Genomic DNA, 25,526 nt, shown 5'->3' on the forward strand with positions numbered 1-25,526 from the left:
ATTTCGGGTACTTCCGCGTCTGCTCGCGCAATAAAGCGTCACCGCGCAAGGGGATTTATTTCGGCATACCGATGTTGCGGATTACATTTCCATGAAACCACCCGCAACGTTTCCGGGAAAATGACGCGACCGTGCCGAACATGATGTTTTGCTGTTCGGGTGACCACGGCAAGTACGCCGTACCTGGGCCAAGGGCAGGGCATGAATCTTGTGCTGGCCACCTGGGTCTCGGCCATCAATTTCTGGGCCTGGAACATGATCGGCCCACTCTCCACTACTTACGCCGGCGACATGAAGCTCAGTGCCACGCAGGCTTCGATGCTTGTCGCCACGCCGATACTGGTCGGATCGCTCGGGCGCATAGCGGTCGGCGCACTGACCGACAGGTACGGCGGTCGCACCATGTTCCTCGCGGTGACGCTGGCTTCGATCGTGCCGGTGTTGGCGGTCGGGGCGGCGGGTGAGGCCCGGTCTTATCCGATGTTGTTGGTGTGCGGATTCTTCCTGGGAATCGCGGGCACCATATTCGCGGTCGGAATCCCGTTCGCCAACAATTGGTACGAGCCGTCCCGGCGCGGATATGCCACCGGCGTCTTCGGTATGGGGATGGTCGGCACAGCGCTGTCGGCATTCTTCACGCCGCGATTTGTCCGGTGGTTCGGACTGTTCCCGACGCATCTCATCATCGCGGCGGCCCTGGCACTGACGGCGGTGTTGTGCATTGTGGTGATGCGCAATTCACCGGCATTCCAGCCGAACACCGACCCGGTGCTGCCGAAGCTCAAGTCGGCGCTGAAACTTCCGGTGACGTGGGAGATGTCGTTCCTGTACGCGGTGGTCTTCGGTGGGTTCGTCGCATTCAGCAACTACCTGCCCACCTACATCAAGAACGTGTACGAGTTCTCCTCTGTCGAAGCAGGTTCCCGCACAGCGGGCTTCGCACTGGCCGCGGTGCTGGCCCGGCCGATCGGCGGTGCGCTCTCGGATCGAATACCGCCCAAGTACGTCGTGCTCACGTCCTTCGCCGGAACCGCGGTACTCGCCTTCATCGCGATGTTCCAGCCGCCCCCGGACGTGTGGTCGGCGGCGACCTTCATCGCCCTGGCGATCTTCCTGGGCATCGGTACCGGCGGCGTGTTCGCCTGGGTGGCGCGGCGTTCACCGGCCAAGGAGGTGGGCTCGGTCACCGGAATCGTGGCCGCCGCAGGTGGTTTGGGCGGCTACTTCCCGCCGCTGGTGATGGGCGCTACGTACGACGCGGTGGATCACGACTACTCCGTCGGGCTTGTGCTGTTGGTGGCGACGGCGTTGGTGGCGTTCGGCTACACCGCTCTACGACTGCACGCCCACGAACCTCAGCAGGCCAAGGAGGCCCATTGATGAGCAAGCCCCACGTCGGCGGATCGATCGAGGAATTGCTCGAGCGCAGTGGGAGGTTTTTCACCGCCGGTGAGTTCTCCGATGACCTGCGTACGGTCACACGCCAGGGGGGCCGTCAGGGCGACGTGTTCTACCGCGACCGGTGGAGCCACGACAAGGTGGTGCGCTCCACCCACGGGGTCAACTGCACCGGTTCCTGCTCCTGGAAGATTTATGTCAAGGACGGGATCATCACCTGGGAAACCCAGGAGACCGACTACCCGTCGGTGGGGGCGGACCGACCCGAGTACGAGCCACGCGGATGCCCGCGCGGTGCGGCGTTCTCCTGGTACACCTACTCGCCGACGCGGGTGCGGTACCCGTACGCACGTGGCGTACTGGTGGAGATGTATCGGGAAGCCAAGGCGCGCCTGAAGGATCCGGTGCTGGCCTGGGCCGACATTCAGGGCGATCCGGAACGCCGCAAGCGGTATCACCGGGCGCGCGGTAAAGGCGGCCTGGTCCGGGTCAGCTGGACCGAGGCCACCGAGATGATCGCCGCCGCGCATGTGCACACGATCAAGACCTACGGGCCGGACCGGGTGGCGGGTTTCTCGCCGATCCCGGCGATGTCGATGGTGTCGTTCGCGGCCGGATCCCGGTTCGTGGAGCTCATCGGCGGGGTGATGACGTCGTTCTACGACTGGTACGCCGATCTGCCGGTGGCCTCCCCGCAGGTGTTCGGCGATCAGACCGATGTGCCGGAGTCGGGCGATTGGTGGGACGCGTCGTATCTGATGATGTGGGGCTCGAACGTCCCGGTGACGCGTACGCCCGATGCGCACTGGATGGCCGAGGTCCGCTACCGCGGAACCAAAGTGGTGACGGTCAGCCCGGATTACGCCGACAACACCAAGTTCGCCGACGAGTGGATGCCGTGCGCGGCGGGCACCGACGGGGCGCTGGCAATGGCGATGGGCCACGTCATCCTCGACGAATGCTTTGTGCAGAACCGGATTCCCTATTTCGTCGACTACGTCCGCAAGTTCACCGATCTGCCGTTCCTGGTCAAGCTCGAAGAGCGCGACGGTGTGCTTGTTCCCGGGAAGAACCTCACCGCAGCAGATCTCGGCGGCCCGACCGCGGAGCAGGAGAACGCGGCGTTCAAGCCGGTGCTGCTCGACGGTGCGAGCAACAGTGTCGCGGTCCCGCAGGGCTCGCTCGGGTTCCGGTACGGCGCCGATGGTGTCGGCAAGTGGAATCTCGATCTGGAGGACCTGGTTCCCGCGCTGACGGTGTCGGGGGACATCTTCGAGACCGCCGAGATCACGTTGCCGCGTTTCGACACCGTCGACGGCAGCGGCGCGACCATGCAGCGCGGGGTGCCGGTCCGACGGGTCGGTGAGCACCTGGTGTGCACGGTGTTCGACCTTATGCTGGCCCAGTACGGCGTGCATCGGCCCGGACTGCCCGGTGAGTGGCCCACCGGATACGACGACGCCACCCAGCCGTACACCCCGGCCTGGCAGGAGCAGATCACCGGGGTATCGGCGGGCCAGGCCATCCGGGTGGCCCGCGAATTCGCCCGCAATGCAGAGGAATCCGGCGGCCGGTCGATGATCATCATGGGCGCCGGCATCTGCCAGTGGTTCCACGGCGATGCCACCTACCGGGCCGTACTGGCGCTGTTGCTGCTCACCGGTTCGATGGGCCGTAACGGCGGCGGCTGGGCGCACTACGTGGGTCAGGAGAAATGCCGCCCGGTGACCGGATGGGCCGCGATGGCGATGGGCACCGACTGGTCGCGCCCACCGCGGCAGATGGCGGGCACGTCGTACTGGTATGCCCATACCGACCAGTGGCGCTACGACGGCTATCGTGCCGACGCTCTATCCAGTCCGGTCGGGCGGGGAAGGTTCCGCGACAAGCACACCATGGACGTACTGAGCTCGGCGGTGGCCATGGGGTGGACACCGTTTTTCCCGCAGTTCGACCGCTCGAGTCTGGACGTGGTCGACGAGGCGAAGGCGGCCGGCCGAGAGGTGCCGGAATATGTCGCCGAGCAGTTGGCAAGTGGCGAGCTGAAACTCTCGGTCACCGACCCGGACAATCCGGTGAACTGGCCGCGCGTGCTCAATGTCTGGCGGGCCAACCTGCTGGGCTCGTCCAGCAAGGGCAACGAGTACTTCCTGCGGCACCTGCTGGGCACGACCTCGAACGTGCAGGCCGAGCCCACCGGAGAGGACCTGCGGCCCAAGGACGTCGCCTGGACCGAGGATGTCCCGGAGGGAAAGCTCGACCTGCTGATGTCGATCGACTTCCGCATGACGTCGACGACACTGCTCTCCGATGTGGTGCTGCCCGCGGCGACCTGGTACGAGAAGTCCGACCTGTCCAGCACCGATATGCACCCGTATATCCATGCCTTCAGTCCGGCGGTCGATCCGCCGTGGGAAACCCGCTCGGATTTCGAGGCTTTCGGTGCGATCGCCCGGACCTTCAGCGCGCTCGCCGCCCGGCACCTCGGTACCCGTACAGACGTGGTGATGGGCACACTGCAGCACGACACCCCGGGTGCGATGGCGTATCCGGGTGGCACCGAACATGATTGGCGGGTCACCGGTGAGACGCCGGTGCCGGGCAAGACGATGGGTCCGCTGGCCGTCGTCGAGCGCGACTACACGGCGATCGCCGAGAAATGGGCAACACTGGGCCCGCTGGTCGAGAGCCTGGGCCTGACCACCAAGGGCGTCACCACCCATCCCGACCAGGAGGTGGCCGAACTCGCCGCGAAGTTCGGGGTGATGGATTCGGGTGCCGGCCAGGGCCGTCCGGCGATCACCACGGCCGAGCGGATGTCCGATGTGATCCTTGCGCTGTCGGGCACGTCCAACGGCCGGCTCGCGGTGGAAGGCTTCCGGGAACTCGAACGACGCACCGGTCGCAAGCTCATTCACCTGGCCATCGGCAACGAGGAACGTCGGATCACCTACGCCGACACCCAGGCCAGACCGGTCCCGGTGATCACCAGCCCCGAGTGGTCGGGCAGTGAGACCGGCGGCAGGCGCTACGCGCCGTTCACGGTGAACATCGAGGAGCTCAAGCCCTTCCACACCCTCACCGGCCGAATGCATTTCTATGTCGACCACGACTGGTTGGAGGAACTCGGCGAACAGTTGCCGATCTACCGGCCACCGTTGGACATGGCGCGGCTGTTCGGTGAATCGAAGCTGGGCCGCGACGGCATCGGGCTCACTGTGCGGTACCTGACCCCGCACTCCAAGTGGTCGATCCACTCGGAATACCAGGACAACCTGTTCATGCTGTCGCTGTCGCGTGGCGGCCCCACCATGTGGATGAGCCCGTTGGACGCCGCGAAGATCGAAGTGAAGGACAACGATTGGATCGAGGCGGTGAACCGCAACGGGGTGCTGGTCTGCCGCGCCGTGGTCAGCCACCGCATGCCCGAAGGGGTGGTGTACGTCTACCACGCCCAGGAACGGACCATCGACGTACCGCTGAGCGAAACCACCGGAACCCGCGGCGGTATCCACAACTCACTGACCCGGCTGTTGGTCAAGCCCAGCCATCTTGCCGGCGGGTACGCCCAGCACTCGTTCGCCTGGAACTATCTCGGCCCCACCGGAAATCAGCGTGACGAAGTGACGGTGGTCCGCCGCCGCTCGCAGGAGGTGAAGTACCAGTGAAGGTCATGGCCCAGATGGCGATGGTGATGAACCTCGACAAGTGCATCGGGTGTCAAACGTGTTCGGTGACGTGCAAACAGGCCTGGACGAACCGGGCCGGCACCGAGTACGTCTGGTTCAACAATGTCGAAACCCGTCCCGGGCAGGGTTACCCGCGCACCTATCAGGATCAGGAGAAGTGGCGCGGGGGGTGGAAGCTGGACCGGCGCGGCCGGCTGCGGCTGCGTGACGGCGGTCGGCTGGCCAAGCTGGCCAGGATCTTCGCGAACCCGAAGTTGCCGTCGATCGACGACTATTACGAGCCGTGGACCTACGACTACGAGAACCTGACCTCGGCGCCGCTGGGTGAGCACATCCCGACCGCGCCGCCACGCAGCCTGATCACCGGCAAGCCGATGAAGGTGTCGTGGTCGGCGAACTGGGACGACGACCTGGCCGGGTCGCCGGAGATCGTGCCAGGGGATCCGGTCCTCAAACAGGTCAGCGAGCAGATCAAGCTCGAGCTTGAGCAGACCTTCATGTTCTATCTGCCCCGGATCTGCGAGCACTGCCTGAACCCGGCGTGTGTGGCGTCTTGCCCGTCGGGCGCGATGTACAAGCGTTCCGAGGACGGCATCGTGCTGGTCGATCAGGACCGTTGCCGCGGCTGGCGCATGTGTGTGTCCGGATGTCCTTACAAGAAGGTGTATTTCAACCACAAGACCGGCAAGGCCGAGAAGTGCACGCTGTGCTACCCGCGGATCGAGGTCGGGTTGCCCACGGTGTGCTCCGAGACCTGCGTGGGCCGGTTGCGCTACCTCGGTCTGGTGCTCTACGACGTCGACCGGGTGCTCGAAGCGGCGTCGGTGCCCGACGACAAGGACCTCTACGAAGCGCAGCGGCAGATCCTGCTCGACCCGACCGATCCCGAGGTGATCGCCGGCGCGCGTGCCGAAGGCATCTCCGACGAGTGGATCGAAGCCGCTCAACGCTCCCCGGTGTACAAGCTCATCCACACCTATGGTGTTGCGCTGCCGCTGCATCCGGAATTCCGGACGGTTCCGATGGTGTGGTACATCCCGCCGCTGTCGCCGGTGGTCGACGCGGTCAGCCGCGACGGGCACGACGGCGAGGATGTCGGCAACCTGTTCGGGGCCCTGGAGGCGCTACGCATACCGATCGAGTATCTGGCCGGGTTGTTCACCGCGGGAGACACCGCGGTCGTCGAGGGAGTGCTGCGCCGTCTGGCGGCGATGCGCTCCTACATGCGTGACATCAACCTCGGGCGCGACACCCAGCCGCACATCCCGGCCGCGGTGGGGATGACCGAGGAACAGATGTACGAGATGTACCGGCTACTGGCGCTCGCGAAATACGAGGAGCGTTACGTCATTCCGACCGCGTACAGCACCGAGGGCATACCTGGGACGGAGGAGCCCGGTTGCTCACTGTCCTTCGAAGGCGGGCCCGGAATGTACGAGTCGGGTCCTTTCGGCGAGGCCAGCGGTGGGCCGGTACCGGTGGCGGTGGAGACGTTCCACGCGTTGCAACACCGGCAGACCAGCGACGGCATGGCCGCCAACGCCGACCGTCCCTCGCGCGTCAATCTGCTCAACTGGGACGGCAGGGGAGTGCCGTCCGGGATGTTCCCAGGTGGTGATCGGTGATGAAGCGTCGCAACCGAACCCGCGACAACGCGATGCAGGACCGGCTGGTGTGGCAGGCGGCGTCGCTGATGCTGGCCTACCCGGACGACGGGCATAGCGACCGGCTGCATGCCGCGGCACGCCTGCTGGACCACGTCACCGGTGACGCCAGGGCGCTGCTCGGCGAAACCGTTGTCGGGTTGAGCCTGCGCCCCACCATGGAGCTGCAGCAGGAGTACGTCGACACCTTCGACCTGCAGAAGCGGTGCACCATGCTGCTGACGTACTGGACGTCCGGCGATACCCGTAACCGGGGAGCCGACATGGTCGAATTCACCCAGACCTACCGGGCCGCGGGCGTCGAGATCCCGAAAGGCGAGGCGCCCGACCATCTTCCGGTGGTGCTGGAATTCGCGGCCACTGTCGACCCGGAGGCGGGGCGACGGCTGCTCGCCAAGTACCGGGTACCGATCGGTGTGGTTGCGCGCGCGTTGGCCGACGCAGGATCACCGTACTCACCGGTTGTCGCAGCAGTGGCCGGAACCCTGCCGTCGCTGGCGTCGGTCGATGACGTGTCGCGTCTGATGATGTCGGGACCGCCGGCGGAATCGGTGGGACTGCAGCCATTTCAGCTGACCGTTCCGCCCCGCCGGGTACAGGAGGTGCGCTGATGTCGGGCTGGGAGATCTTCTGGGATGTGGTGCCGTATGTGACCTTGGCGATGGTGGCCGTGGGCACCTGGTGGCGGTACCGCTATGACAAGTTCGGCTGGACCACTCGCTCGTCCCAGCTCTATGAGTCACGGTTGTTGCGCATCGCCAGCCCGATGTTCCACTTCGGAATGCTGGTGGTGTTCATCGGACACGTCATCGGCCTGTTCATCCCCGAATCGTGGATGGACCTGGTGATGAGTGACCACATCTATCACCTGCAGGCGGTGATCCTCGGCGGGATCGCGGGCATCGCGGCCCTGGTCGGCATCGCCCTGCTGATCTACCGCCGCCGCGCCACCGGCCCGGTGTTCATGGCGACCACCGTCAACGACAAGACGATGTATGTGGTCCTGGTGGCCGCGATGGTGGCCGGGTTCGCCTGTACGGCGATCGGGGCGACGCCCGAGGGCGCCGAGCACGACTACCGCGAGACCGTGTCGCCGTGGTTCCGCTCGATCTGGATCTTCCAGCCCCGCGGCGATCTGATGGTCCAGGCGCCGGTGTACTTCCACATCCACGTGATGATCGCGCTCGTGCTGTTCTGCCTGTGGCCGTTCACCCGGCTGGTTCACGTCTTCAGCGCGCCGATCGGCTACCTGTTCCGGCCCTACGTCGTGTACCGCAGCCGCGATGTCGCCAAGGAGAGTGAACTGGTCGGGTCCCGCCCGCAGCGTCGGGGTTGGTGAGCGGCCTCAGTATTCGACGATGGGTGTTTGTTTCGTATCGTCGAGAAATCTCGCCAGCAGGCGATCGAGTTCTTGCAGGTCGGCCGCGCTCCAGTCCGACAATGCGCGTGCCAGGTGCTCCCGTCGCAGGTCCTGCAGTGCGGTGGCGGCCTTCTTTCCGGCGTCGGTGACGGTGACGATGGAGATGCGCCCGTCGTCGAGATCGGCGTGCCGGGTGATGAGTCCCGCTTTGACGAGAGCCTGCACGCGGCGGGTGGTCATGCCGACGTCCATGTGGGCCATCTTCGCGAGCCGGCCGGTGGGCTGTGGGCCCTCGTCGATCAGGACGCGCAACAGAGCGTAGGACGGCTGCGACAGTTCGGCATCGGCAGTGGTGGCTTGTCGCTTGAACGCCGACCTGCTGAGATTCAGCCGGACTATGCGCGCCAGCGTGGCACTGATGGAGTCCACCGAGTCCATCTTGCGCTTCGCCGGCACGTCAGCTCCGATCGGTATGTCTGGGCTTGCTCTCGTCAATCTGTACCAAGGCTACCCAGGTCGCGAGCGGCCCGGATGTCGCTGACGCAGGTCGCGAGGCCGTCGTCGTCACCGGCACCAACGGGTGGGAGGACGACGCCGTCGGCAAGGCCCGCATACTTCGCCCGCAGCAGCGCGGGAAGTTCGTCGTATCGCCCGACGGTCACGAGTTCGTCGAGCAGGTCGTCGTTCAGCACGGACGAAAGGTCCTCCCATCGCTGCTGTTTCGTGAGAACCCGGAGGTCGTCTGCGAGCTCGGTCCATCCACGTCGTCTGAGTGCGGTCGCGTAGGAAGGAGTCGAGAGCAGGAAGGCCAGCATGCGACGTTGACGTTCGCGTTCCTGGCTGACGATGTGATCCGTCGGGCCGGTGGCGATCGCGGTCGAGGCGATGACGTGGGGATCTTCGTCGCGCCCCGACGACTGGGCGCCCCGGGCCAGGGCAGGCCGCACCACGTCGCGCAGGAACTGGGGGTCTGAGTTCGTGGAGTGGGTGACGACGCCGTAGGCGCTGCGTCCGGCGAGCTCGCACATTCCGGCGTTGACCGCGCCGAGCCAGATCCTGGGCGGGTCAATGTCTTTCGGGCCTGGATTGAAGTAGGGCTGCAGGCGGGTGATCCGGTAGGTATCGCCTTCGTGGTTGACGGGTTCCCCGGTCCGGAAGGCGGCGAAGATGGCGTTCAGGGCCGCGATGTAGTCGGCCATCCGTGCGCGGGGTTCGCTCCAGGGCATTCCGAATCGACCTTCGATGTTCTGCCTGACCTGGGTGCCCAGTCCCAACTCGAAACGGCCCTCGGACAAGACCGCCAGATCCCACGCGGTGTAGGCCATGAGCATGGGGCTGCGGACGAACGCCAGGGTCACCGCGGTTCGGATGATCAGCCTCTCGGTGCGTTCGACGGCCAGCAACGCCGCCGCCAGCGAGTCATGGATCGTCTCGGCGATGTGCAAGCCGTCGAAGCCGAGGTGCTCGATTCGCTCGGCGTAGGCGGCGACCTGTGCCAGTGGCATGTCCGGCGCCACTGCAGCGAAAACCTTCATGGCAAGACACCGTAATTCCGTGTAGTTGACTATGTCAAATGATTGACTTAGTCAACTAATTAGGTTTACGTTGCAGTCGGCCCGTTCCCAATCGCTTTGTCCAAGGAGAGCCGATGGCCGGCATGCGTTTCTACTTCGACTGGTCCAACTACTTCACGATGGCGCGGTTGCTGCGCAGCGATCCGACGCAGCGCAACCACCGTGCCCGGTATCTACGGTTCGTGCTGGGTGTCCCGGTGATCGCCGGTATTCACGCGCTGTGTTTCGCGCTCGATCCCTTGCTGTTCCCGACGCTGCGCCGCACCGAAGTGTGCAAACCCACGTTCTGTATCGGGCACGCGCGCAGCGGCACCACCTACCTGCACCGCTTGATGGCCGAAGATCCGCAGTTCAGCTATGCCCTCATGTACGAGCTGTTCTTTCCGTCGCTGCTGCAGAAGAAGCTGCTGCGCCTGATGTTCCGGATCGACGGGGCGACGGGCGGAGGTCTGCGGCGCCGGCTCGACGAGGTTGAAGAACGAGCCTTCGCTCCCACTGACGACATCCACAAGACAGGATTCTTTGTTCCCGAGGAGGACGACGCACTGCTCACGTGGTCGCTGAGCTCCGGCTTCTGGATCGTGGCATTTCCCTACATGGGGGAGCTGGACTTCTATCACGTCGACCGCTGGCCAGTGCGGAAGCGGCGGCGGATGATGGCCTTCTACAAGGAATGTGTGCGGCGCCAGCTCGCGCTCAACGGCGGAGGCACACACCTGAGCAAGAACCCCACGTTCTGTGGCCGGGTGGAAACGCTGATCGAGACCTTTCCGGACGCGAGAATTGTTGTGCCGATGCGTAACCCGTACAAGACGATACCGAGCCTACTCAAGCTGATGAAAACCGAGTGGTCGCTACGGGGCCGCGACGAGCAACTGGTCCTGAACTCGCTGCGGGTCCTGGCCGACCAGTCGGTGGACACCTATACGCATCCGCTCGAGGTGCTCAGCCAGCATCCCGAGATCTATTCCAGCGTAGTCGATTATCGCGAGCTGGTCGGATCGCCGGCGAGCACGATGAGACGAATCTATGACGATCTCGGGCTCGACATAGGGCCGGAGGCGAAGCGCGCTTTCGCCGCAGCCGAGGCCCGCGGCGGCCATGAGACCGCGCATCGCTACAGCCTGGCCGAGTTCGGTCTCGATCCGCGCGAGATCCAGATCCGGCTGGCCGACCTGTTCGACCAATACCAGTGGGATATCGAGGGAAAAGAAGCACATGTCAACTGAATCAGGGCAACTCGTGCTGGAAGCGGCATGGACGGACATGATCGCAGCGCTCAACCGGGCGCGCGAAGCGGTCGTTTCCGCGGACCTGCACGCCCCTGAGGTGACCGCGCTAGGAATCGCCGAAGGTCATCGATACCTGATGGGTTTCGCGTTCAGTGCGATCGAGCGGGCGTTCTGCGAGGATCCCGACTTCCCGTACTTCCGGCGCGCGATCCAACCGATCGACAAGGCCACCATCGACAACGCGGACGCCCTGTACCTGTCGGCGCACATCGACGGCGCCCGCAGCTACCGGATACGGGGCCGGCTGGCCGATCGTGCGAAGCCGCCGCAGTACATGATCTTCGAGGCTCACACGGTGTATGCCGGCGATACCGGCAGCCTTGCTGAACTGGGCCCGGGCGGCCGGGTTGTGACCGGAATCCTCGATGCATCGGATCTGCTCGTCGACGACGACGACGGTTTCGAGATTCTCCTGGCTCCACAGCGGCCCGACGGTCATACGGGCAACTTCCTGTGCACCGCAGCCGCGGACGGGCCCAGTGCTCGATACGTCATCGCCCGCATGCTCTTTCACGACTGGGAGAACGAGGCGTCGCCGGACCTTCACATCGCCCAGATCGGGAAAGAAGGATTACCTTCGGGGCCCATCAACCCCGAAACGGCCGCGGCGAATCTGCGCCGGGTCGGCGAGCTCGTCGAGAACCAGATGAGGTTCTGGAACGAGTTCTACGACGTCGTGCTCGAGTCCAACGGAGACAAGAACGGTGACGGCGTCACCTTCATGCCCCGCAACGCACTCAATACGCCGATGGCCGCCAATCTCGCGACCGGCGGCGGGCAGAGCACCAACGTGTACTCGGGTGGTGTCTACGACCTGGCCGAGAGGGAGGCGCTGCTCGTCGAGGTCACTGTGCCGACAGCTCCGGCCTATATGGGTTTCCACCTGTCGAACCTCTGGGGCGAATCGCTCGATTACGCCAACCACATCAGCAGCCTCAACGGGTTTCAGTCCGAACCCGATCCGGACGGAACGCTGCGATACGTGATCGCCGGCTCCGACCCACAGGTGCCGAACTGGCTCGACACCTGTGGGCACCAGAACGGTTTTCTGACGTTCCGGTGGACCTACTCGGAGCCGACGTCGGAGTTGCCGGTCACCACGGTCACGGCGATGTCGCTGGCGGACGTGGCGGCACACCTGCCCGACACCACACGGAGGGTCGCGGAAGCTGAGCGCAGAGATCAGGTGCGTATTCGCCAGGAGCACGTGCAGCGGCGCTACCGCCAGTACTGATCCCGCCCGGATCGGATACTAGGGACCTTTGACCCTCCCTGAGCAGGGCAGCCGGGCGGAGGATCAACGGCATGGAGCAGTTGACCGCACTGGACGCGGGGTTCCTGGAAGCAGAGGACTCCGACCGGCACGCAAGCCTGGCAATCGGGGCGATCGCCGTGCTGGACGGACCGATTCCCGGCGCCGATACCGTCGTTGCCTCGCTTGCCGAGCGGGCCATGACCGCACCTCGCCTGCATCAGCTGCTGCACACCCAGCCCCTCGACCTCGGGGCACCGCGATGGGTCGAAGACACCAACTTCGACGCGGCCCACCACATCCGGTATGCGGCGCTGCCACAACCCGGCGACGATGCGGCGCTGTACCGGTGGGCCGCCGACATCATGGAACGTCGCCTGGACCGGGACCGGCCGCTGTGGGAGTGCTGGGTCGTCGACGGCCTGGCCGGCAACAGGTGGGCGATCCTGTTGAAGGTCCACCACTGCATCGCCGACGGAATCGCGGCCACCCGGCTGCTCAGTCGGCTGTGCGACGACGGCGACCTGACCGGTCCCGCGGTAAAGCAACAGACCGCCGGGGGGACAGCGGTTTTCAATCCCGCCGAGTGGATCGGTAAGGCGTGGCGCATTTCGACTGGGCTGCCCGTGGCGGCGATGCAGGCCGTCCAGGGTGCGCTCGGCATCGTCACCGGCCTACTGCATCCGGCGGCCGCCACCTCGTTGACCGGCCCCGTGACCAGCATGCGTCGCTACGCCGCCGGTGAGGTGTCGATGGACGACGTCGACACGGTATGCCGGGAATTCGGGGTGACCGTCAATGATGTTGCCTTGGCGGCGATCACCGACAGCTTCCGCAACACCCTCATCCGTCGCGGCGAGAACCCCAGCCGGGATGCGCTCCGTACCTTGGTGCCGGTCTCGGTGCGCCCCGCGGATGCGGACGATCGGACCGGCAATCGCGTGTCGGTGATGTTGCCGTACCTCCCGGTCGACAAGGCCGATCCGCTACATCAGTTGCGCGCCGTGCATTCGCGGCTGTCCCGGGCCAAAGCCAGCGGGCAGCGCGAAGCGGGAAACATCCTGGTGTCGGCGGCCAACGCGATTCCGTTCCCGCTCACCGCGTGGACGGTACGCGCACTGACCCGGTTGCCGCAGCGCGGCGTCGTCACCGTGGCCACGAACGTGCCGGGCCCACGGAAACGGTTGCGTGTCATGGGTTGCGACATCGTCCGGTTGCTTCCGATTCCGCCGCTGGCGTTGCAGCTACGAACCGGTGTGGCCATCATGAGCTACGCCGACCGCCTGGTCTTCGGAGTGATCGGCGATTACGACGCGGCACCCGATGTGTCGGAATTGGCCCGTGGCATCGAACGCGCGGTCGCCCGTCTGGTCGATATCGGCATTGGCCACTGGCGGGCCACCCCCGTGGGTACTCTGCAACTCGTACAGGGAGGTTGACCGATGAAGGGATCCGAACTCGGCGTTCTCACCCGCAGGCAGTGCCTGGATCTGCTGGAGGGGGTACGCGTCGGCAGGTTGGTGTTCACCGAGGACGCCCTGCCGGCAGTGCAGCCCGTCAATTTCCGGGTGTGGCATGACGATGTGGTGATCCGGGTGGCCGGTGGGCCCAAACTGATCGCCGCGACCGATCGTCAGGTGGTGGCGTTCGAGGCCGACGAACTCGACCCCGACCTACGCACCGGCTGGAGCGTGACGATCGTCGGGCATGCCGAGCACATCACCGACGTGGACGAGCAGGTGCAGGTCGCCGGGACGTTCGTGCAGCCGTGGGCTGAGGGGCGGCGCGATCATTTCGTGCGGATCCGGTCGGAGAAGGTCACCGGGCGTCAGCTCCGGAACCATGCGATGCCGCACTACGGTGCGGCGGGCGGCGGTTAGTACCGAAGCCGGTCGTCGACGACCCGCACGGCGTGGCCCGGATGCTGCGTCGCGTACAGCGGGTGCATCAGCATCGGGTGACGGCAGTGCGCGCAGGAGGCCTGCGGCTGGTTCGCCGACGCGAAGGTCAGATGGTGGCATTCGCTGCAGCGGACCATGTAGCAGGCGCCGATCCAGTTGGCCATACCCACGTAGATCGCGACCGTGGTTCCCGCAGCGAGCACCATGATCAATGCGACTGTGAGCGCTTCATAAACCGTCATCACCGGCACCTCCAAGCTCGCCTATCGCAACGTGACGGATACCTGAAACGGTACTCGCGAAACCTAGGACTTCCTGGCCCGTTTGAAGACCTTGTCCAGTTCTTTACCGTGCAATCCGTTGTGTTCGGCCTTGCGGACTTTGTGCAGAACCAGCGGGCAGCGTTTGCAGCGCGGCTTGCTTTTGCAGCACTTTTTCTTGGGCTTCAGGCCGGCAATTTTTGCGGACTTCAACGTGACGGGGCTCTCTCGTTTTCGTGATCGACCGGCCAGCCTGCGAGAATGTCGGTGTGGATTCACGCCCGAGCTTTCGCAATGTCGCCATCGTCGCCCACGTCGACCACGGCAAGACGACCCTAGTCGACGCGATGCTGCGACAGTCCGGTGCCTTGACGCACCGTGGCGACGACGCAGTCGAGCGCCTGATGGACTCCGGTGACCTTGAGAAGGAAAAGGGCATCACCATCCTGGCCAAGAACACCGCGGTGCACCGGCACCACGCGGACGGCACCATGACGGTGATCAACGTCATCGACACCCCTGGTCACGCCGATTTCGGTGGCGAGGTGGAACGTGGCCTGTCCATGGTCGACGGTGTGGTCCTGCTGGTGGACGCCTCGGAGGGGCCGTTGCCGCAGACGCGGTTCGTGCTGCGCAAGGCGCTGGCCGCGCACCTGCCGGTGATCCTGGTGGTCAACAAGACCGACCGGCCCGACGCCCGCATCGCCGAGGTCGTCGAGGAAAGTCACGACCTGCTGCTCGACGTCGCCTCCGACCTCGACGACGAGGCCCAGACGGCCGCCGAGAAGGCACTGGACCTGCCCACCCTGTATGCCTCGGGCCGAGCCGGCATCGCCTCGACGACGCAGCCCGCCAACGGTGAGAACCCTGACGGCGAGAACCTCGACCCGCTGTTCGACGTGCTGATGGAGCACATCCCGGCACCCTCGGGTGACCCGGAGGCGCCGCTGCAGGCCCTGGTCACCAACCTCGACGCCTCGGCCTTCCTTGGCCGTCTCGCCCTCATCCGCATCTACAACGGCCGGCTCAAGAAGGGCCAGCAGGTCGCGTGGATGCGCGAGGTCGACGGCTCGCCTGTGATCACCAACGCCAAGATCACCGAGTTGCTGGCCACCGAGGGCGTCGACCGTAACCCGACGGAGGAAGCGGCGGCTGGGGATATCGTGGCGGTCGCCGGGATTCCCGAGATCATGATCGGCGACACCCTGGCCGATCCCGACAACTCGCACGCGCTGCCGCGCATCACCGTCGACGAGCCCGCCATCTCGGTCACGATCGGCACCAACACCTCGCCGCTGGCCGGCCGGGTGTCGGGGCACAAGCTGACGGCCCGCATGGTGAAGAACCGTCTCGACGCCGAACTCGTCGGCAACGTGTCGATCCGCATCGTCGACATCGGCCGCCCCGACGCCTGGGAGGTGCAGGGCCGCGGTGAGCTGGCGCTGGCCATCCTCGTCGAGCAGATGCGACGCGAGGGCTTCGAGCTGACCGTCGGCAAGCCGCAGGTGGTCACCAAGAACATCGACGGCAAGCTGCACGAGCCGTTCGAAGAGCTGACCATCGACTGTCCCGAGGAGTTCGTCGGTTCCATCACCCAGCTGATGGCCAACCGCAAGGGCCGGATGGAACAGATGACCAACCATGCCGCCGGTTGGGTGCGCATGGACTTCGTGGTGCCCAGCCGCGGACTGATCGGCTTCCGTACCGACTTCCTGACCGAGACGCGTGGCACCGGTATCGCCAACGCGGTGTTCGAGGGCTACCGGCCGTGGGCCGGGGAGATCCGGGCCCGCCACACCGGCTCGCTGGTGAGCGACCGGTCCGGCTCGATCACCCCGTTCGCGATGATCCAGCTGGCGGACCGCGGGCAGTTCTTCGTCGAGCCGGGTGAGGACACCTACGAGGGCCAGGTCGTCGGGATCAACCCGCGCGCCGAGGATCTCGACATCAACATCACCCGCGAGAAGAAGCTGACGAACATGCGGTCGTCGACGGCCGACGTCATGGAAACCCTGGCCCGGCCCCTGGACCTGGGCCTGGAGCAGGCCATGGAGTTCTGCGCCGAGGACGAGTGCGTCGAGGTGACCCCCGAGGTGGTCCGGGTGCGCAAGGTCGAGCTGACCGCCTCGCTGCGGGCACGTGCCAAGGCCCGGGCCAAGGCGCGCGGATAGCTCTCGCATTCGGTCGTCGAATGGCCAGTTATAGCACCGCTTTTCGGGCGCAACGTGCGATAACTGGCCACTCGCGGTGGGGGCCGCGGGGGTGCGGATCAGGACAGTGATGCGCCAGTAGCGATATCCCCCGCGATATCGCTACTGGCGCACCAGTTCTCAGGCCGCGTCGCTCTTAGAGTCGGTCTTCTTGCCTGCACCGTCATCAGCGGTGGAGGAACCGGTGGTGTTGCCGGTGGCGGTGGCTTTGCCTGGGGTCGGGCTGTCGGCGCCACCCTTCAAGCCGAACTTCTCCTTGAGCTGATTGACGGTGGTTTTCAGATCGGTGGTTTCGGGCTTGGGCGGTGTCGACGTGTCCGAGCCTCCGGACACCTTGGCTCCGGTCTGGTGCGTGCTGAAGTTGAGGCTCTCGCGAAGCTGAGTCCGTGCCTTCACGAGAGGCGTCGTCTTCTCGACCCTGGGCTTCTTGACCTCCAGTGTCTCCGTCGTGGCTTTCTCCGGCGCCGGCGGGGCCGTTTCGACGTCGAGGCTGACCAACGTCTTCGGAGCGGGAGGTTCGCTCACCTTGCTGGTGACCAATGTGGTTTGCGGATTGTTCGGATTCTCACTCGGGTCCACGCCGAGCGCCTCGCGGACGACTTCACGGACGGAGTTCGTCGCCTTCCACAACACGTCGTTCCGGAAGTCCTGAATACCGTCGGCCCGGTTGGGCAACAGCGCCTTCAGTCCGATGGGGATGGCCTGCTGGGTCGGACCGGTGCCCATGAAGGAGTCGGCCACCCAAAGTGGTGCGCTGATGTAACTGTCGAGCATGTGGTAAACGGCAACGTTGGGCTCCATGCCGCCGGCGATGTCGATGATCGCCTTGATCGGTCCGAACGGGGCGAGCGCGAGGCCTTCCACCAGTCGATAGCCGGAGTCGAGGGCGCCCGCAGCGAAACCGGCGAGCGGGGTGAGCACGTCGAGGGGAGTGCTGGTGTCCTCGACCCCGAGGAGGTCGGCGATCGATGATCGGAAACTGTCGGTCGCTGCCCACAGCACGTTGTTGCGGAAGGCCTGGATATCGTCGGCGTGGTCGGGGAACAGCGCCGCCAGGCCCTTGCCGGTGAGTGACGTCTGGTTGATTCCGAGGGCGGGGTCGATGACCCACAGCGGTGCATCGATGACTTGGCGGATCGAGTTGTAGAAGGCTTGGGGGTCGCCGTCGGCGATGGCCAGGGCGGCGGCGATGGCGGCCACCGGTAGCCCAGCGATGCCTTGGACGAAACGCACCCCGGATTCGGTGAAACCCTCGAGTGCCGCAATCGGATCCGGTGCCGCCATGAGGTTGACATCCGCAACGTGCGCGGCTCGAAGTGCTTCCGGCGCCTGTGCGCCGACCGGTCCGATGGCCGGGCCGATGGCGATCGCGCCTGCCGCGAGTAGCGCTGTGGCTCCTGTCATCGATTGCTTCACACCGACGTGCATAGTGGCTCCCCCTGATTTGGTTGCTCTGGTCCGAAACTGACGTGATCGACGATAACGTCGACTTAGCGATTTCTCAGGTGAATTTGAGATTTTGCACACACAAATACCGTCAGAGCCTTCAAATTTTGTGGCAAGTTGTGTCATGCAAGCGAAAATCGCGGTCCCGTGTGTGTTGGGTTTAGCTGAAGAGTGGGACTGGGCCGGAAACGTCGTCCAGGCGTGACGGGCCAGTCATCTTGATGTCGGCGGTGTCCCGCCAAATGTCCTCGAAAGATCTGCATTTCAACCACTCTGATCGGGTTGCGGAGGCATCGCCGCCAGGCGAAGTGGTGTGACCGTCCTTCGTGCCGGGTTTGCGGCGCCGCACCAATTGCCGGCTTGTGCCTGCCTGCAATGTTGGGCAGCAATCAGATTTGATCTTGGGGTAGGTGCCGCGATCGGCCAGTTTTTGGCGCCCTATTGCGCTCTTTCGCGCGAATTTTCGCCCGGAGTTCACATATTCGATGCATGCCGGACACCATTTGCGGGCCAAGGGGTTGGGGCGGACTGTCGGTGCGGGGACAAGTGCGCTGCCGGGCGGTCGATACGCTGAGTGGCGTGCCGACACCCCTCCGCTGCGCCCAATTGACGATCGGGGCGCTCATATCGGTGCCGGCGCTCTTGTTCAGCGGTTGCACTGTGAGCCCGCCGCCGGCTCCGCAGAGCACCGAGACGACCGAGACGACACCGCCGCCCCCGATGAAGGCAACGCAGATCATCATGGCCATCGATTCGATCGGCCCGGGATTCAACCCGCACCTGCTGTCGGACCAGTCTCCGGTGAACGCGGCGGTCGCCTCGATGGTGTTACCGAGTTCCTTCCGGCCGGTACCCGACCCGAAGTCTCCGACAGGTTCGCACTGGGAGCTCGATCCGACGCTGCTCGAATCGGCCGAGGTGACCAACCAGAACCCGTTCACGGTCACCTACAAGATCCGTCCGGAAGCGCAATGGACCGACAACGCGCCCATCGCCGCCGACGACTACTGGTACCTCTGGCGCCAGATGGTGAGCCAGCCGGGGGTCGTCGACCCGGCCGGCTATGACCTGATCACCGGTGTGCAATCGGTGGAGGGCGGCAAGCAGGCGGTGGTCACCTTCTCCCAGCCGTATCCGGCGTGGCGGGAGCTGTTCAACGACATCCTTCCGGCCCACATCGTCAAGGACATACCAGGTGGCTTCGGCGCCGGACTGGCGCGGGCGATGCCGGTCACCGGCGGGCAGTTCCGGGTGGAAAGCATTGACCCGCAACGTGATGAGATCCTGCTCGCCCGTAACGACAGGTACTGGAGTGCGCCGGCCAAGCCTGACCTGGTGTTGTTCCGGCGTGGTGGAGCACCGGCCGCCCTCGCCGATTCCATCCGCAACGGCGACACCCAGGTGGCCCAGGTGCACGGCGGCGCAGCCACTTTCGCGCAACTGAGCGCGATCCCCGATGTTCGCACCGCCAGGATCGTGACACCGCGGGTGATGCAGTTGACGCTTCGAGGAGGGCAGCCCACCTTGGCCGAAGCCCAGGTGCGCAAGGCGATCCTGGGTCTGATCGATGTCGACCTGCTGGCCTCGGTGGGGGCGGGCGACGACAACACGGTGACGCTGGCGCAGGCGCAGGTCCGCTCGCCATCGGATCCCGGCTACGTACCTACGGCCCCTCCGGCGATGTCGCGGGAGGCTGCGCTGGATCTGTTGCGCGGCGCGGGTTATCAGATCGAGCCCGTGGCCGAGCCGCCCGCGCCGGGCGAGCCGCCTGCGCCGGACAACGGCAGGCAGCGCATCACCAAGGACGGCGCGGCGCTGACGCTGGTGCTCGGTGTGGCATCCAACGATCCGACGTCGGTCGCCGTCGCCAACACCGCGGCCGATCAGCTTCGCAACGTCGGAATCGATGCCTCGGTGCTGGCCCTGGACCCCGTTGCGCTCTACGGAGATGCGCTGACCAACAACCGGATCGACGCCGTCGTCGGCTGGCATCAGGCCGGAGGGGATCTGGCCACCAGTCTCGCGTCGCGTTACGGCTGCCGGGCGTTGGAGGCGACCTCTGTTTCGACCGCGGTCCCCGGGGTCACTCCCTCGTCGTCGCCGAAGCCCACCACTACGGCCGCGCCCCCGGCGCCGAGCACCACACCGACGCCCACTCAGCCCATCCCTGCTCCGGAGTCAGGTGATCTGGTGCAGGCGCCCAGTAACATCACCGGGATCTGTGATCACAGTATTCAGCCGAAAATTGATGCGGCACTGGATGGTTCGCAGAATATTGCCGAGGTTATCCAGGCTGTGGAGCCGCGGCTGTGGAACATGTCGACAGTTCTTCCGATCCTGCAGGACACGACGATCGTTGCCGCTGGACCGAGTGTGCAGAACGTCAGTCTGAGCGGCGCCGTGCCGGTCGGCATCGTCGGCGACGCGGGCAGCTGGACCAAGGGGCGATAGCAGGCGTGCAGTAGGCCCCCTCGTACGAGGAGGCCCACTGGCTGGTGTGAATCAGGACGCGTCGCCCGATCCTGACGATGACGAGCCGCCGCCGGAGTTCGCCGCGCGGTGCTTGCCGGCCGTGCCGCTCTTGCCGCTCAGCCCCTCTGTGGCCTTCTTCAGTCCGTCGGTCACATTCTTGACGGACCCCTGAAGGCCCTCACGGACCTGTTTGGCCGAGGCGGACCGGTTGGTCGACAGGGTCTTGCCGGGTTCGGCCTTGAGACTGTCCTTCACCACCGGAGTGGAGGCCCTGGACGGCGCTTTCGTCGCAGCGGAATCACCTGCAGCATTGTCGGTTTCGGCAGGAGCGGCCACAACCGGAGCCGCCTCGACCGGAGCGGCGGCCGGTGCCGGTGACACGGCGGAGGCCTTCGGGCTGACATCCAGTGTCACGACCTTCGACGCGGACGTGAGGGTTGCGTCCGCTGCCGTGCGCGCCGCGTCCGCCGTTGGTGGGGTGATCGCGGCGGCGATCAGCTCGCGGGCCTGTCGCAGGGTGCTCAGCAGGCCGAGGCTGGGACCGAACACACCGCCGCCGAGCGCGTCGCCGTTGAGGAACGCATCCGCGACGACGGCAGGGCCGCCGAGCATCGCATTGACGACTCCCAGCGCATCGCCCGCCGTGGCAGAGTCAACGATGTCCTGGCCGACGTTTCCCGCCACCGTGACTGTCCGATAGGCGACGTTGAGCAAGCCGAGGGCCGGCAATGCCACAATCGCCGGGTTGCTCAGCACATTGGCCAGGTTCTGCACCGGCTGTCGGATGGCATTGATGGCAGGTTCGAGCAACGGAAGCACCGCCCCGGCCACAGGGGTGAGGAATGCGCTCCAGAGGTTGGACACCGCGCCGTTGATGTCGCCGGCGAGGAGATCGGTCAACGAGGCCTGCAGCAACGACGGGATGCTCCAGGGATTCGACGGGTCCAGTGCGTTACCCAGTGCGGTGGCGGAGCCCTGCAGCGCAGTGAAGAGCGAACCCGCGGTGGTGAGCTGATTCGTGATCACCTGCAGCAGGATGGGCGCGGGATCGGTCACCTCCGTGCCGATCAGAGCCGACACGTTGGCGATCGTGTTCGCGAACAGGTCCGCATAGGCCTGGATTGGATCGGTTGCTGCAGACAGGCTCACCGCGGCCGACGAAATCGCCGGAACCGCGATGTCGGGCATCGGCGGAGCGACCGGACTCATCGCGATGGCACTGGCTCCGAACAACGCGACGCCAGCGGCGAGATAGGGACGAGCTGCGACTTGCATTGCTTCTCCTCTAGATGGATCCAATCCCCGACGAGGCTGAAGCTACCTGAGAGTAACTTTACAAATTCGTGATTTTGAAAAGTTGCCGCCGAAGAGTCCGTGGCGGCTAATGGGGTCGTGAGCAAGGTGAACTAGCTGCTAGATGGTAGTGCTTAGGTGATCTTGAAAAGATCGCTGGGTCACGCCGGCCGGAGGGTATCGATAGCTGTCGCCAAAGGACATTGAATATAACGAGTTCGCTGATTCCGTCGTTCGACGGTGAAAGGCATGTGAAACGCCCCGCGAACCGGGCGATCTTGATGTTTGCGAAATCAACGGTTCCATGCGCAGTGTGGCGGCGTTCTCCCGGGGCTCTCGAGCGGGTAGCCCGCTGCGTTGCAGACCTCGCAGGCGAGTTCGCCATACCGTTGCTGGGGCATTGAAAAGTCGGAGGCCGTCATTTTGCGCCGAAGCGGGTCCAGAGCGCACCGGCCCAGCGCACAGCTGAGTGGAGGCTGAGAACTTCCGAAGAAGCGAAAGGCCCTCTCCATCGGTCGATGGAGAGGGCCTGGCGCTGGTGCTGGGGTTACTTGTCGGAGCCCTTGTCGGAGCTGCTCGACGACTCGGACTTCTTCGGTGCGGCCTTCGGGGTGCCGGCCTTGTCCTTCTTCAGGCCGTCGGTCAGCTTCTTGACGGCGGACTTCACCTGGGTGCGGACGGCCTTGGCGGAGGTCGCCTTTTCCTGTCCCTTGGTGGCCTTCGGTGATGCCTTCGTCGACAGCTTGGTGGCGGCCTTGGTGGTGTCGTCACTGTCGCTCGCGTCCGTACCGGCGCCGACGGAGTCTGCGGCGTCGGCCTTCGGTGCAGCCGCACCATCGGTGGCGTCCGAGGTGGCGTCAGGGGCGGCGGCACCATCGACGACGTCAGAGGCATTGCCCGCGTTGGTAACTGGGGTCGATGCCGGCGTCTCTTCCTTCAGCGTCGAGACCTCGATCGTCACGGGTGCCGGGGCAGTCAGGGCCTTGGCGGTCGGGAGCTCGATCGGGGGGTCGAACGGCTTGGGCTTGAGCTGCTTGAAGGCGTTGGCGAAGGTGTCCTCGATGTAGTTGCCCATCGAGATCGTCGCATCGGTTTGGAAGACCACACTCTCGGCGAAATCGGCGATGCCGTGTTGGAGCGCGTTGATCACCTTGACCGGATCGCCGGTGGTGACGGCGTTCACCACGTCCTGAGCTCCGACGAGAGCCTGCTTCAGAATGGCTCGCGGCTGACCGTCCAGGTCGTACCCGACGCCGACGGTCGCGGCGGCCAGGCCGATCACCACTCCGATTGCGGCCTCCGATGCGGCGTCGATGAGCGGCTGCGGAATGTTGAGTACGTGCCCGACCGCATTGATCTCGGGGGACACCGCGAAGATCAAGATGTTGATGATGGGCTGCATCCCGTCCAACACCAAGCCGTCGAGCGCGCCACCGGGATCACCGGCGGCGATCTTCGCAATCGCGGCCTCGAGTCCGGCGGGCAGTCCGGCGCCCAAGTCGCTCAGGGCTTCACCGAGTGCGGTCCCGGCCGCAGACGTGGTTTCACCGAGTGCTGCGAGGTTGGGGCCGAAGTTCTGAGCCGCGATGACACCGTCGGCCAGTACCTTCGCGATCTGCCACACCGGGGGAGTGGACAGCGCCACCTGGTAACCGGCGACCGCGTTCTCGACGAGCTGCTTCGCGATCGGTGCCGGGTTGGTGGTCTGGCGCTCGATGATGTTGCTGATCATCGTCTGCGTGGCGGCGAACGCGGGCTCGAAAACCGTCAGCGGGTTGTCCACGGCGGCGGTCAGGGCGACCGGCATGTGTACCGACGAGGCCGCCGGCACGGCCGGAGCCATCGGGCTGACCGCGATGGCGCTGGCACCCACGAGTGCCACGCCGGCGGCCAGGTAAGACCGGGGAGCGAGTTGCATTGAATCTCCTTACGGGAGCGTAACTAACGTCGGCGCAGAAGTTACCCCAAAGTAAGTTGGGTTGTCTGCAAATTTTCTTAAGTAATTTTCAGCTCGTCGGAACCCGTTCTGGCCTCCGCAAATGAACGTCGGGTATCTGAGATATTGCTGGTAGTCGGGATTTCCCGTGGTCGCGCCCGCCCATTGCGAAACCGGGCGTAGCGTTATGAGGCGGGACATCGGCCTATCGCAGCAAATAGTTGGCTGGTCATGTCACTAGGTTGCCAGCGAAGGCTTGAACGGCAGGCTCGGCCAGGTTACCCAGCGGTAATGTCGCCTGGGGGGCGGCTGGAAAGTTAGCGCGCACACAGTGGACATTGCGGTGTGATCTGTAAAACACGGCGACCCCGGATGCGGTGCTGCCCACTAATGGGACCAACGGTCTCGGTATTCGCACCGTGCTTGCGTTGGCAACTATGTGGCAGGCTCGGTCAGTTTCAAAATCTACGGATTTCGTTGCCGAGTTTGCCTGGTCTAATCAGTCGACCATTACCTCGTGGCGTCTCTCGGCAAGCGATTGCAGCCCGTGGGCCGCGAGCGCGGCGGCGAGGAACGGCAGCAGTACCCAGTACGGCGGACGTGCCAACTCCCAGACAAAAAGTGCCGCCCAGATGGGTGCCCGCTGCGTCACCGCCAGCACGCCGGCGGCACAAGTCAACGACACCGCGGCGATGCTCACGGTGTGTTCGGTCCAGGTATTGATCGACAGGGCGATCACGGACCCGAGGGCCGCACCGGTCGCGAGCGACGGCGTCAGCATTCCGCCCACCGCGCCCGCACGGAGAAAGATCGCCGTCAGCAGCGGCTTCAGTAGGAGTATGGCCGCTGCCGAGCCCACGGTCAGGGCACTGTTCAGACTCACCGTGAGAATGCTCTTGCCGTTGCCCGGCAGCTCCGGCAACCACACCGACCCCAGGCCCACCAGCAGCCCCGCCAGGGCAATGCCGGGAATGATCAGCCACGACGTGACCGGCGCGGCAGGTCGCGCCATGGCCATGATCCGGTTGAACGCCGTCCCCACCGCGAATGCCAGCGGCGCCATCACCAAGGCGAAGGCAGTGAGTAGATAAGACAATTCAGGCTTCGGCCAATCGAGCGGAGCTCGCACATGGGTCACCGGCGCTGCGACTGCCACGGCGAGCACCGAGGTGATCAACGCAGCGCCGACGGCTCGCGGGTGCCACGTGTGCATCATGATCCGGATCGCGAACAGGGCGCCACCGACCGGGACGCTGTACACCGCGCCGAGTCCGGCCCCTGCGGCGCAGGCGAGCAGAATCTCGCGGTCGTGGGGTGTCAGTGCCCAGCGGGACGTTCCGACGTCACCGAGCACCGCAGCCATCTGGCGCGGCGCGCCCTCACGTCCCAGGGACGCGCCCGCGCCGACGACCAGAACCTGCAGCCCGGCATCGAGCGTCATCGCCACCCGCGGGATGGGGCGGTGATCGGCGATGGTCGAGGCCAGTGCGGGCACCTCGTAGTGCCGGCGCAGCAGCCACCAGCCGAAACCGGCCAGTGCGCCACCGATCATCGGTCCGACCGTGCGTCGCACCGGACTGCTGTCGGTGACACCGTCGAGCAGCGAGCCGAAGGTGAAGTCGTAGGTGAGGTGTTCGACGAAGTGCAGAAGGACCGTCGTCGCCATCCCCGCGAGGCCTGCCAGCAACCCGATCACGACGATGCTGCAGCCGAACTCAAGCTCACGGCGGGTCACTTCAGTGAATGTAGGCGCGGAGGTGGGGCGGTGCTCGACTTTCT

At 65.2% G+C, this 25,526-nt stretch carries 18 protein-coding genes; 11 read left to right on the forward strand and 7 right to left on the reverse strand.

All coding sequences use genetic code 11. The annotated features are described in order from the left end of the window. Positions 1 to 201: 201 nt before the first annotated feature. From AB0876_RS29175 to narI, 5 genes are read left to right on the forward strand one after another with little or no spacing between them, the layout of a single operon-like run. Positions 202 to 1,380: a nitrate/nitrite transporter gene (locus AB0876_RS29175; protein ID WP_526043751.1), complete on the forward strand. Its 1,179-nt coding sequence runs from the start codon at positions 202 to 204 to the stop codon at positions 1,378 to 1,380. Continuing rightward, entirely contained in the window at positions 1,380 to 5,066 is a 3,687-nt protein-coding gene (locus AB0876_RS29180) for a nitrate reductase subunit alpha (protein ID WP_526043637.1), read from the forward strand. Before AB0876_RS29175 ends, AB0876_RS29180 begins: the two co-directional genes overlap by 1 nt. Then, positions 5,063 to 6,712 carry a nitrate reductase subunit beta gene (narH, locus tag AB0876_RS29185; RefSeq protein WP_064882719.1) on the forward strand — a complete coding sequence of 550 codons (1,650 nt, stop codon included), beginning with the start codon at positions 5,063 to 5,065 and terminating at the stop codon, positions 6,710 to 6,712. Before AB0876_RS29180 ends, narH begins: the two co-directional genes overlap by 4 nt. Further along, a complete protein-coding gene (narJ, locus tag AB0876_RS29190; protein WP_526043638.1) occupies positions 6,712 to 7,362 on the forward strand; it encodes a nitrate reductase molybdenum cofactor assembly chaperone in 651 nt (216 codons plus the stop codon). Before narH ends, narJ begins: the two co-directional genes overlap by 1 nt. Further along, entirely contained in the window at positions 7,362 to 8,090 is a 729-nt protein-coding gene (gene narI / locus AB0876_RS29195) for a respiratory nitrate reductase subunit gamma (protein WP_491842229.1), read from the forward strand. Before narJ ends, narI begins: the two co-directional genes overlap by 1 nt. A gap of 6 nt (positions 8,091 to 8,096) precedes the next feature. On the opposite strand, the gene AB0876_RS29200 is transcribed toward narI, so the two are convergent. Beyond that, positions 8,097 to 8,567: a MarR family winged helix-turn-helix transcriptional regulator gene (locus tag AB0876_RS29200; RefSeq protein WP_526043639.1), complete on the reverse strand. Its 471-nt coding sequence runs from the start codon at positions 8,565 to 8,567 to the stop codon at positions 8,097 to 8,099. Positions 8,568 to 8,602: 35 nt separating this feature from the next. Continuing rightward, the gene (locus AB0876_RS29205; RefSeq protein ID WP_526043640.1) at positions 8,603 to 9,646 is read right to left on the reverse strand and encodes a TIGR03617 family F420-dependent LLM class oxidoreductase; all 1,044 of its coding nucleotides are present in this window, start codon (positions 9,644 to 9,646) and stop codon (positions 8,603 to 8,605) included. 113 nt (positions 9,647 to 9,759) lie between these two features. On the opposite strand from AB0876_RS29205, the gene AB0876_RS29210 reads away from it, so the two are divergent. The 4 genes from AB0876_RS29210 (at position 9,760) to AB0876_RS29225 (ending at position 14,109) form a co-directional block, all read left to right on the forward strand. Further along, positions 9,760 to 10,914: a sulfotransferase gene (locus AB0876_RS29210; protein ID WP_526043641.1), complete on the forward strand. Its 1,155-nt coding sequence runs from the start codon at positions 9,760 to 9,762 to the stop codon at positions 10,912 to 10,914. Then, a complete protein-coding gene (locus AB0876_RS29215) occupies positions 10,904 to 12,211 on the forward strand; it encodes a hypothetical protein (RefSeq protein WP_526043642.1) in 1,308 nt (435 codons plus the stop codon). The genes AB0876_RS29210 and AB0876_RS29215 overlap by 11 nt, the downstream gene beginning before the upstream one ends. A 71-nt stretch (positions 12,212 to 12,282) precedes the next feature. Next, the gene (locus tag AB0876_RS29220; RefSeq protein WP_526043643.1) at positions 12,283 to 13,668 is read left to right on the forward strand and encodes a WS/DGAT/MGAT family O-acyltransferase; all 1,386 of its coding nucleotides are present in this window, start codon (positions 12,283 to 12,285) and stop codon (positions 13,666 to 13,668) included. 3 nt (positions 13,669 to 13,671) lie between these two features. Next, a complete protein-coding gene (locus tag AB0876_RS29225) occupies positions 13,672 to 14,109 on the forward strand; it encodes a pyridoxamine 5'-phosphate oxidase family protein (RefSeq protein ID WP_064882726.1) in 438 nt (145 codons plus the stop codon). Here AB0876_RS29225 and AB0876_RS29230 read toward each other — a convergent pair. Further along, positions 14,106 to 14,372: a hypothetical protein gene (locus tag AB0876_RS29230; RefSeq protein WP_055120552.1), complete on the reverse strand. Its 267-nt coding sequence runs from the start codon at positions 14,370 to 14,372 to the stop codon at positions 14,106 to 14,108. The genes AB0876_RS29225 and AB0876_RS29230 overlap by 4 nt on opposite strands. A 287-nt stretch (positions 14,373 to 14,659) precedes the next feature. On the opposite strand from AB0876_RS29230, the gene typA reads away from it, so the two are divergent. Next, a complete protein-coding gene (gene typA, locus AB0876_RS29235; RefSeq protein WP_491842235.1) occupies positions 14,660 to 16,561 on the forward strand; it encodes a translational GTPase TypA in 1,902 nt (633 codons plus the stop codon). 159 nt (positions 16,562 to 16,720) lie between these two features. Here the strand turns inward: typA and AB0876_RS29240 are convergent, their stop codons facing one another. Further along, on the reverse strand, positions 16,721 to 18,004 hold the full coding sequence (locus AB0876_RS29240; protein WP_491842236.1) for a hypothetical protein: 1,284 nt from the start codon (positions 18,002 to 18,004) through the stop codon (positions 16,721 to 16,723). 612 nt (positions 18,005 to 18,616) lie between these two features. Here AB0876_RS29240 and AB0876_RS29245 point away from each other — a divergent pair. Then, the gene (locus tag AB0876_RS29245) at positions 18,617 to 20,497 is read left to right on the forward strand and encodes an ABC transporter family substrate-binding protein (protein ID WP_526043752.1); all 1,881 of its coding nucleotides are present in this window, start codon (positions 18,617 to 18,619) and stop codon (positions 20,495 to 20,497) included. A gap of 51 nt (positions 20,498 to 20,548) precedes the next feature. On the opposite strand, the gene AB0876_RS29250 is transcribed toward AB0876_RS29245, so the two are convergent. The 3 genes from AB0876_RS29250 to AB0876_RS29260 all read right to left on the reverse strand — a co-directional run bounded on the left by AB0876_RS29250 (position 20,549) and on the right by AB0876_RS29260 (position 25,482). Continuing rightward, positions 20,549 to 21,793: a hypothetical protein gene (locus AB0876_RS29250; RefSeq protein ID WP_526043644.1), complete on the reverse strand. Its 1,245-nt coding sequence runs from the start codon at positions 21,791 to 21,793 to the stop codon at positions 20,549 to 20,551. Positions 21,794 to 22,358: 565 nt separating this feature from the next. Further along, positions 22,359 to 23,729 (reverse strand): hypothetical protein, encoded by a 1,371-nt coding sequence (locus AB0876_RS29255; RefSeq protein ID WP_526043645.1) that lies wholly within the window; start codon positions 23,727 to 23,729, stop codon positions 22,359 to 22,361. A gap of 517 nt (positions 23,730 to 24,246) precedes the next feature. Continuing rightward, positions 24,247 to 25,482, reverse strand: a complete 1,236-nt coding sequence (locus AB0876_RS29260; protein ID WP_526043646.1) for a chloride channel protein — start codon at positions 25,480 to 25,482, stop codon at positions 24,247 to 24,249. Positions 25,483 to 25,526: the final 44 nt, after the last annotated feature.

Origin of the sequence: Mycobacterium sp. NPDC049093, assembly GCF_040704635.1 — a bacterium.
GTDB lineage: Bacteria > Actinomycetota > Actinomycetes > Mycobacteriales > Mycobacteriaceae > Mycobacterium.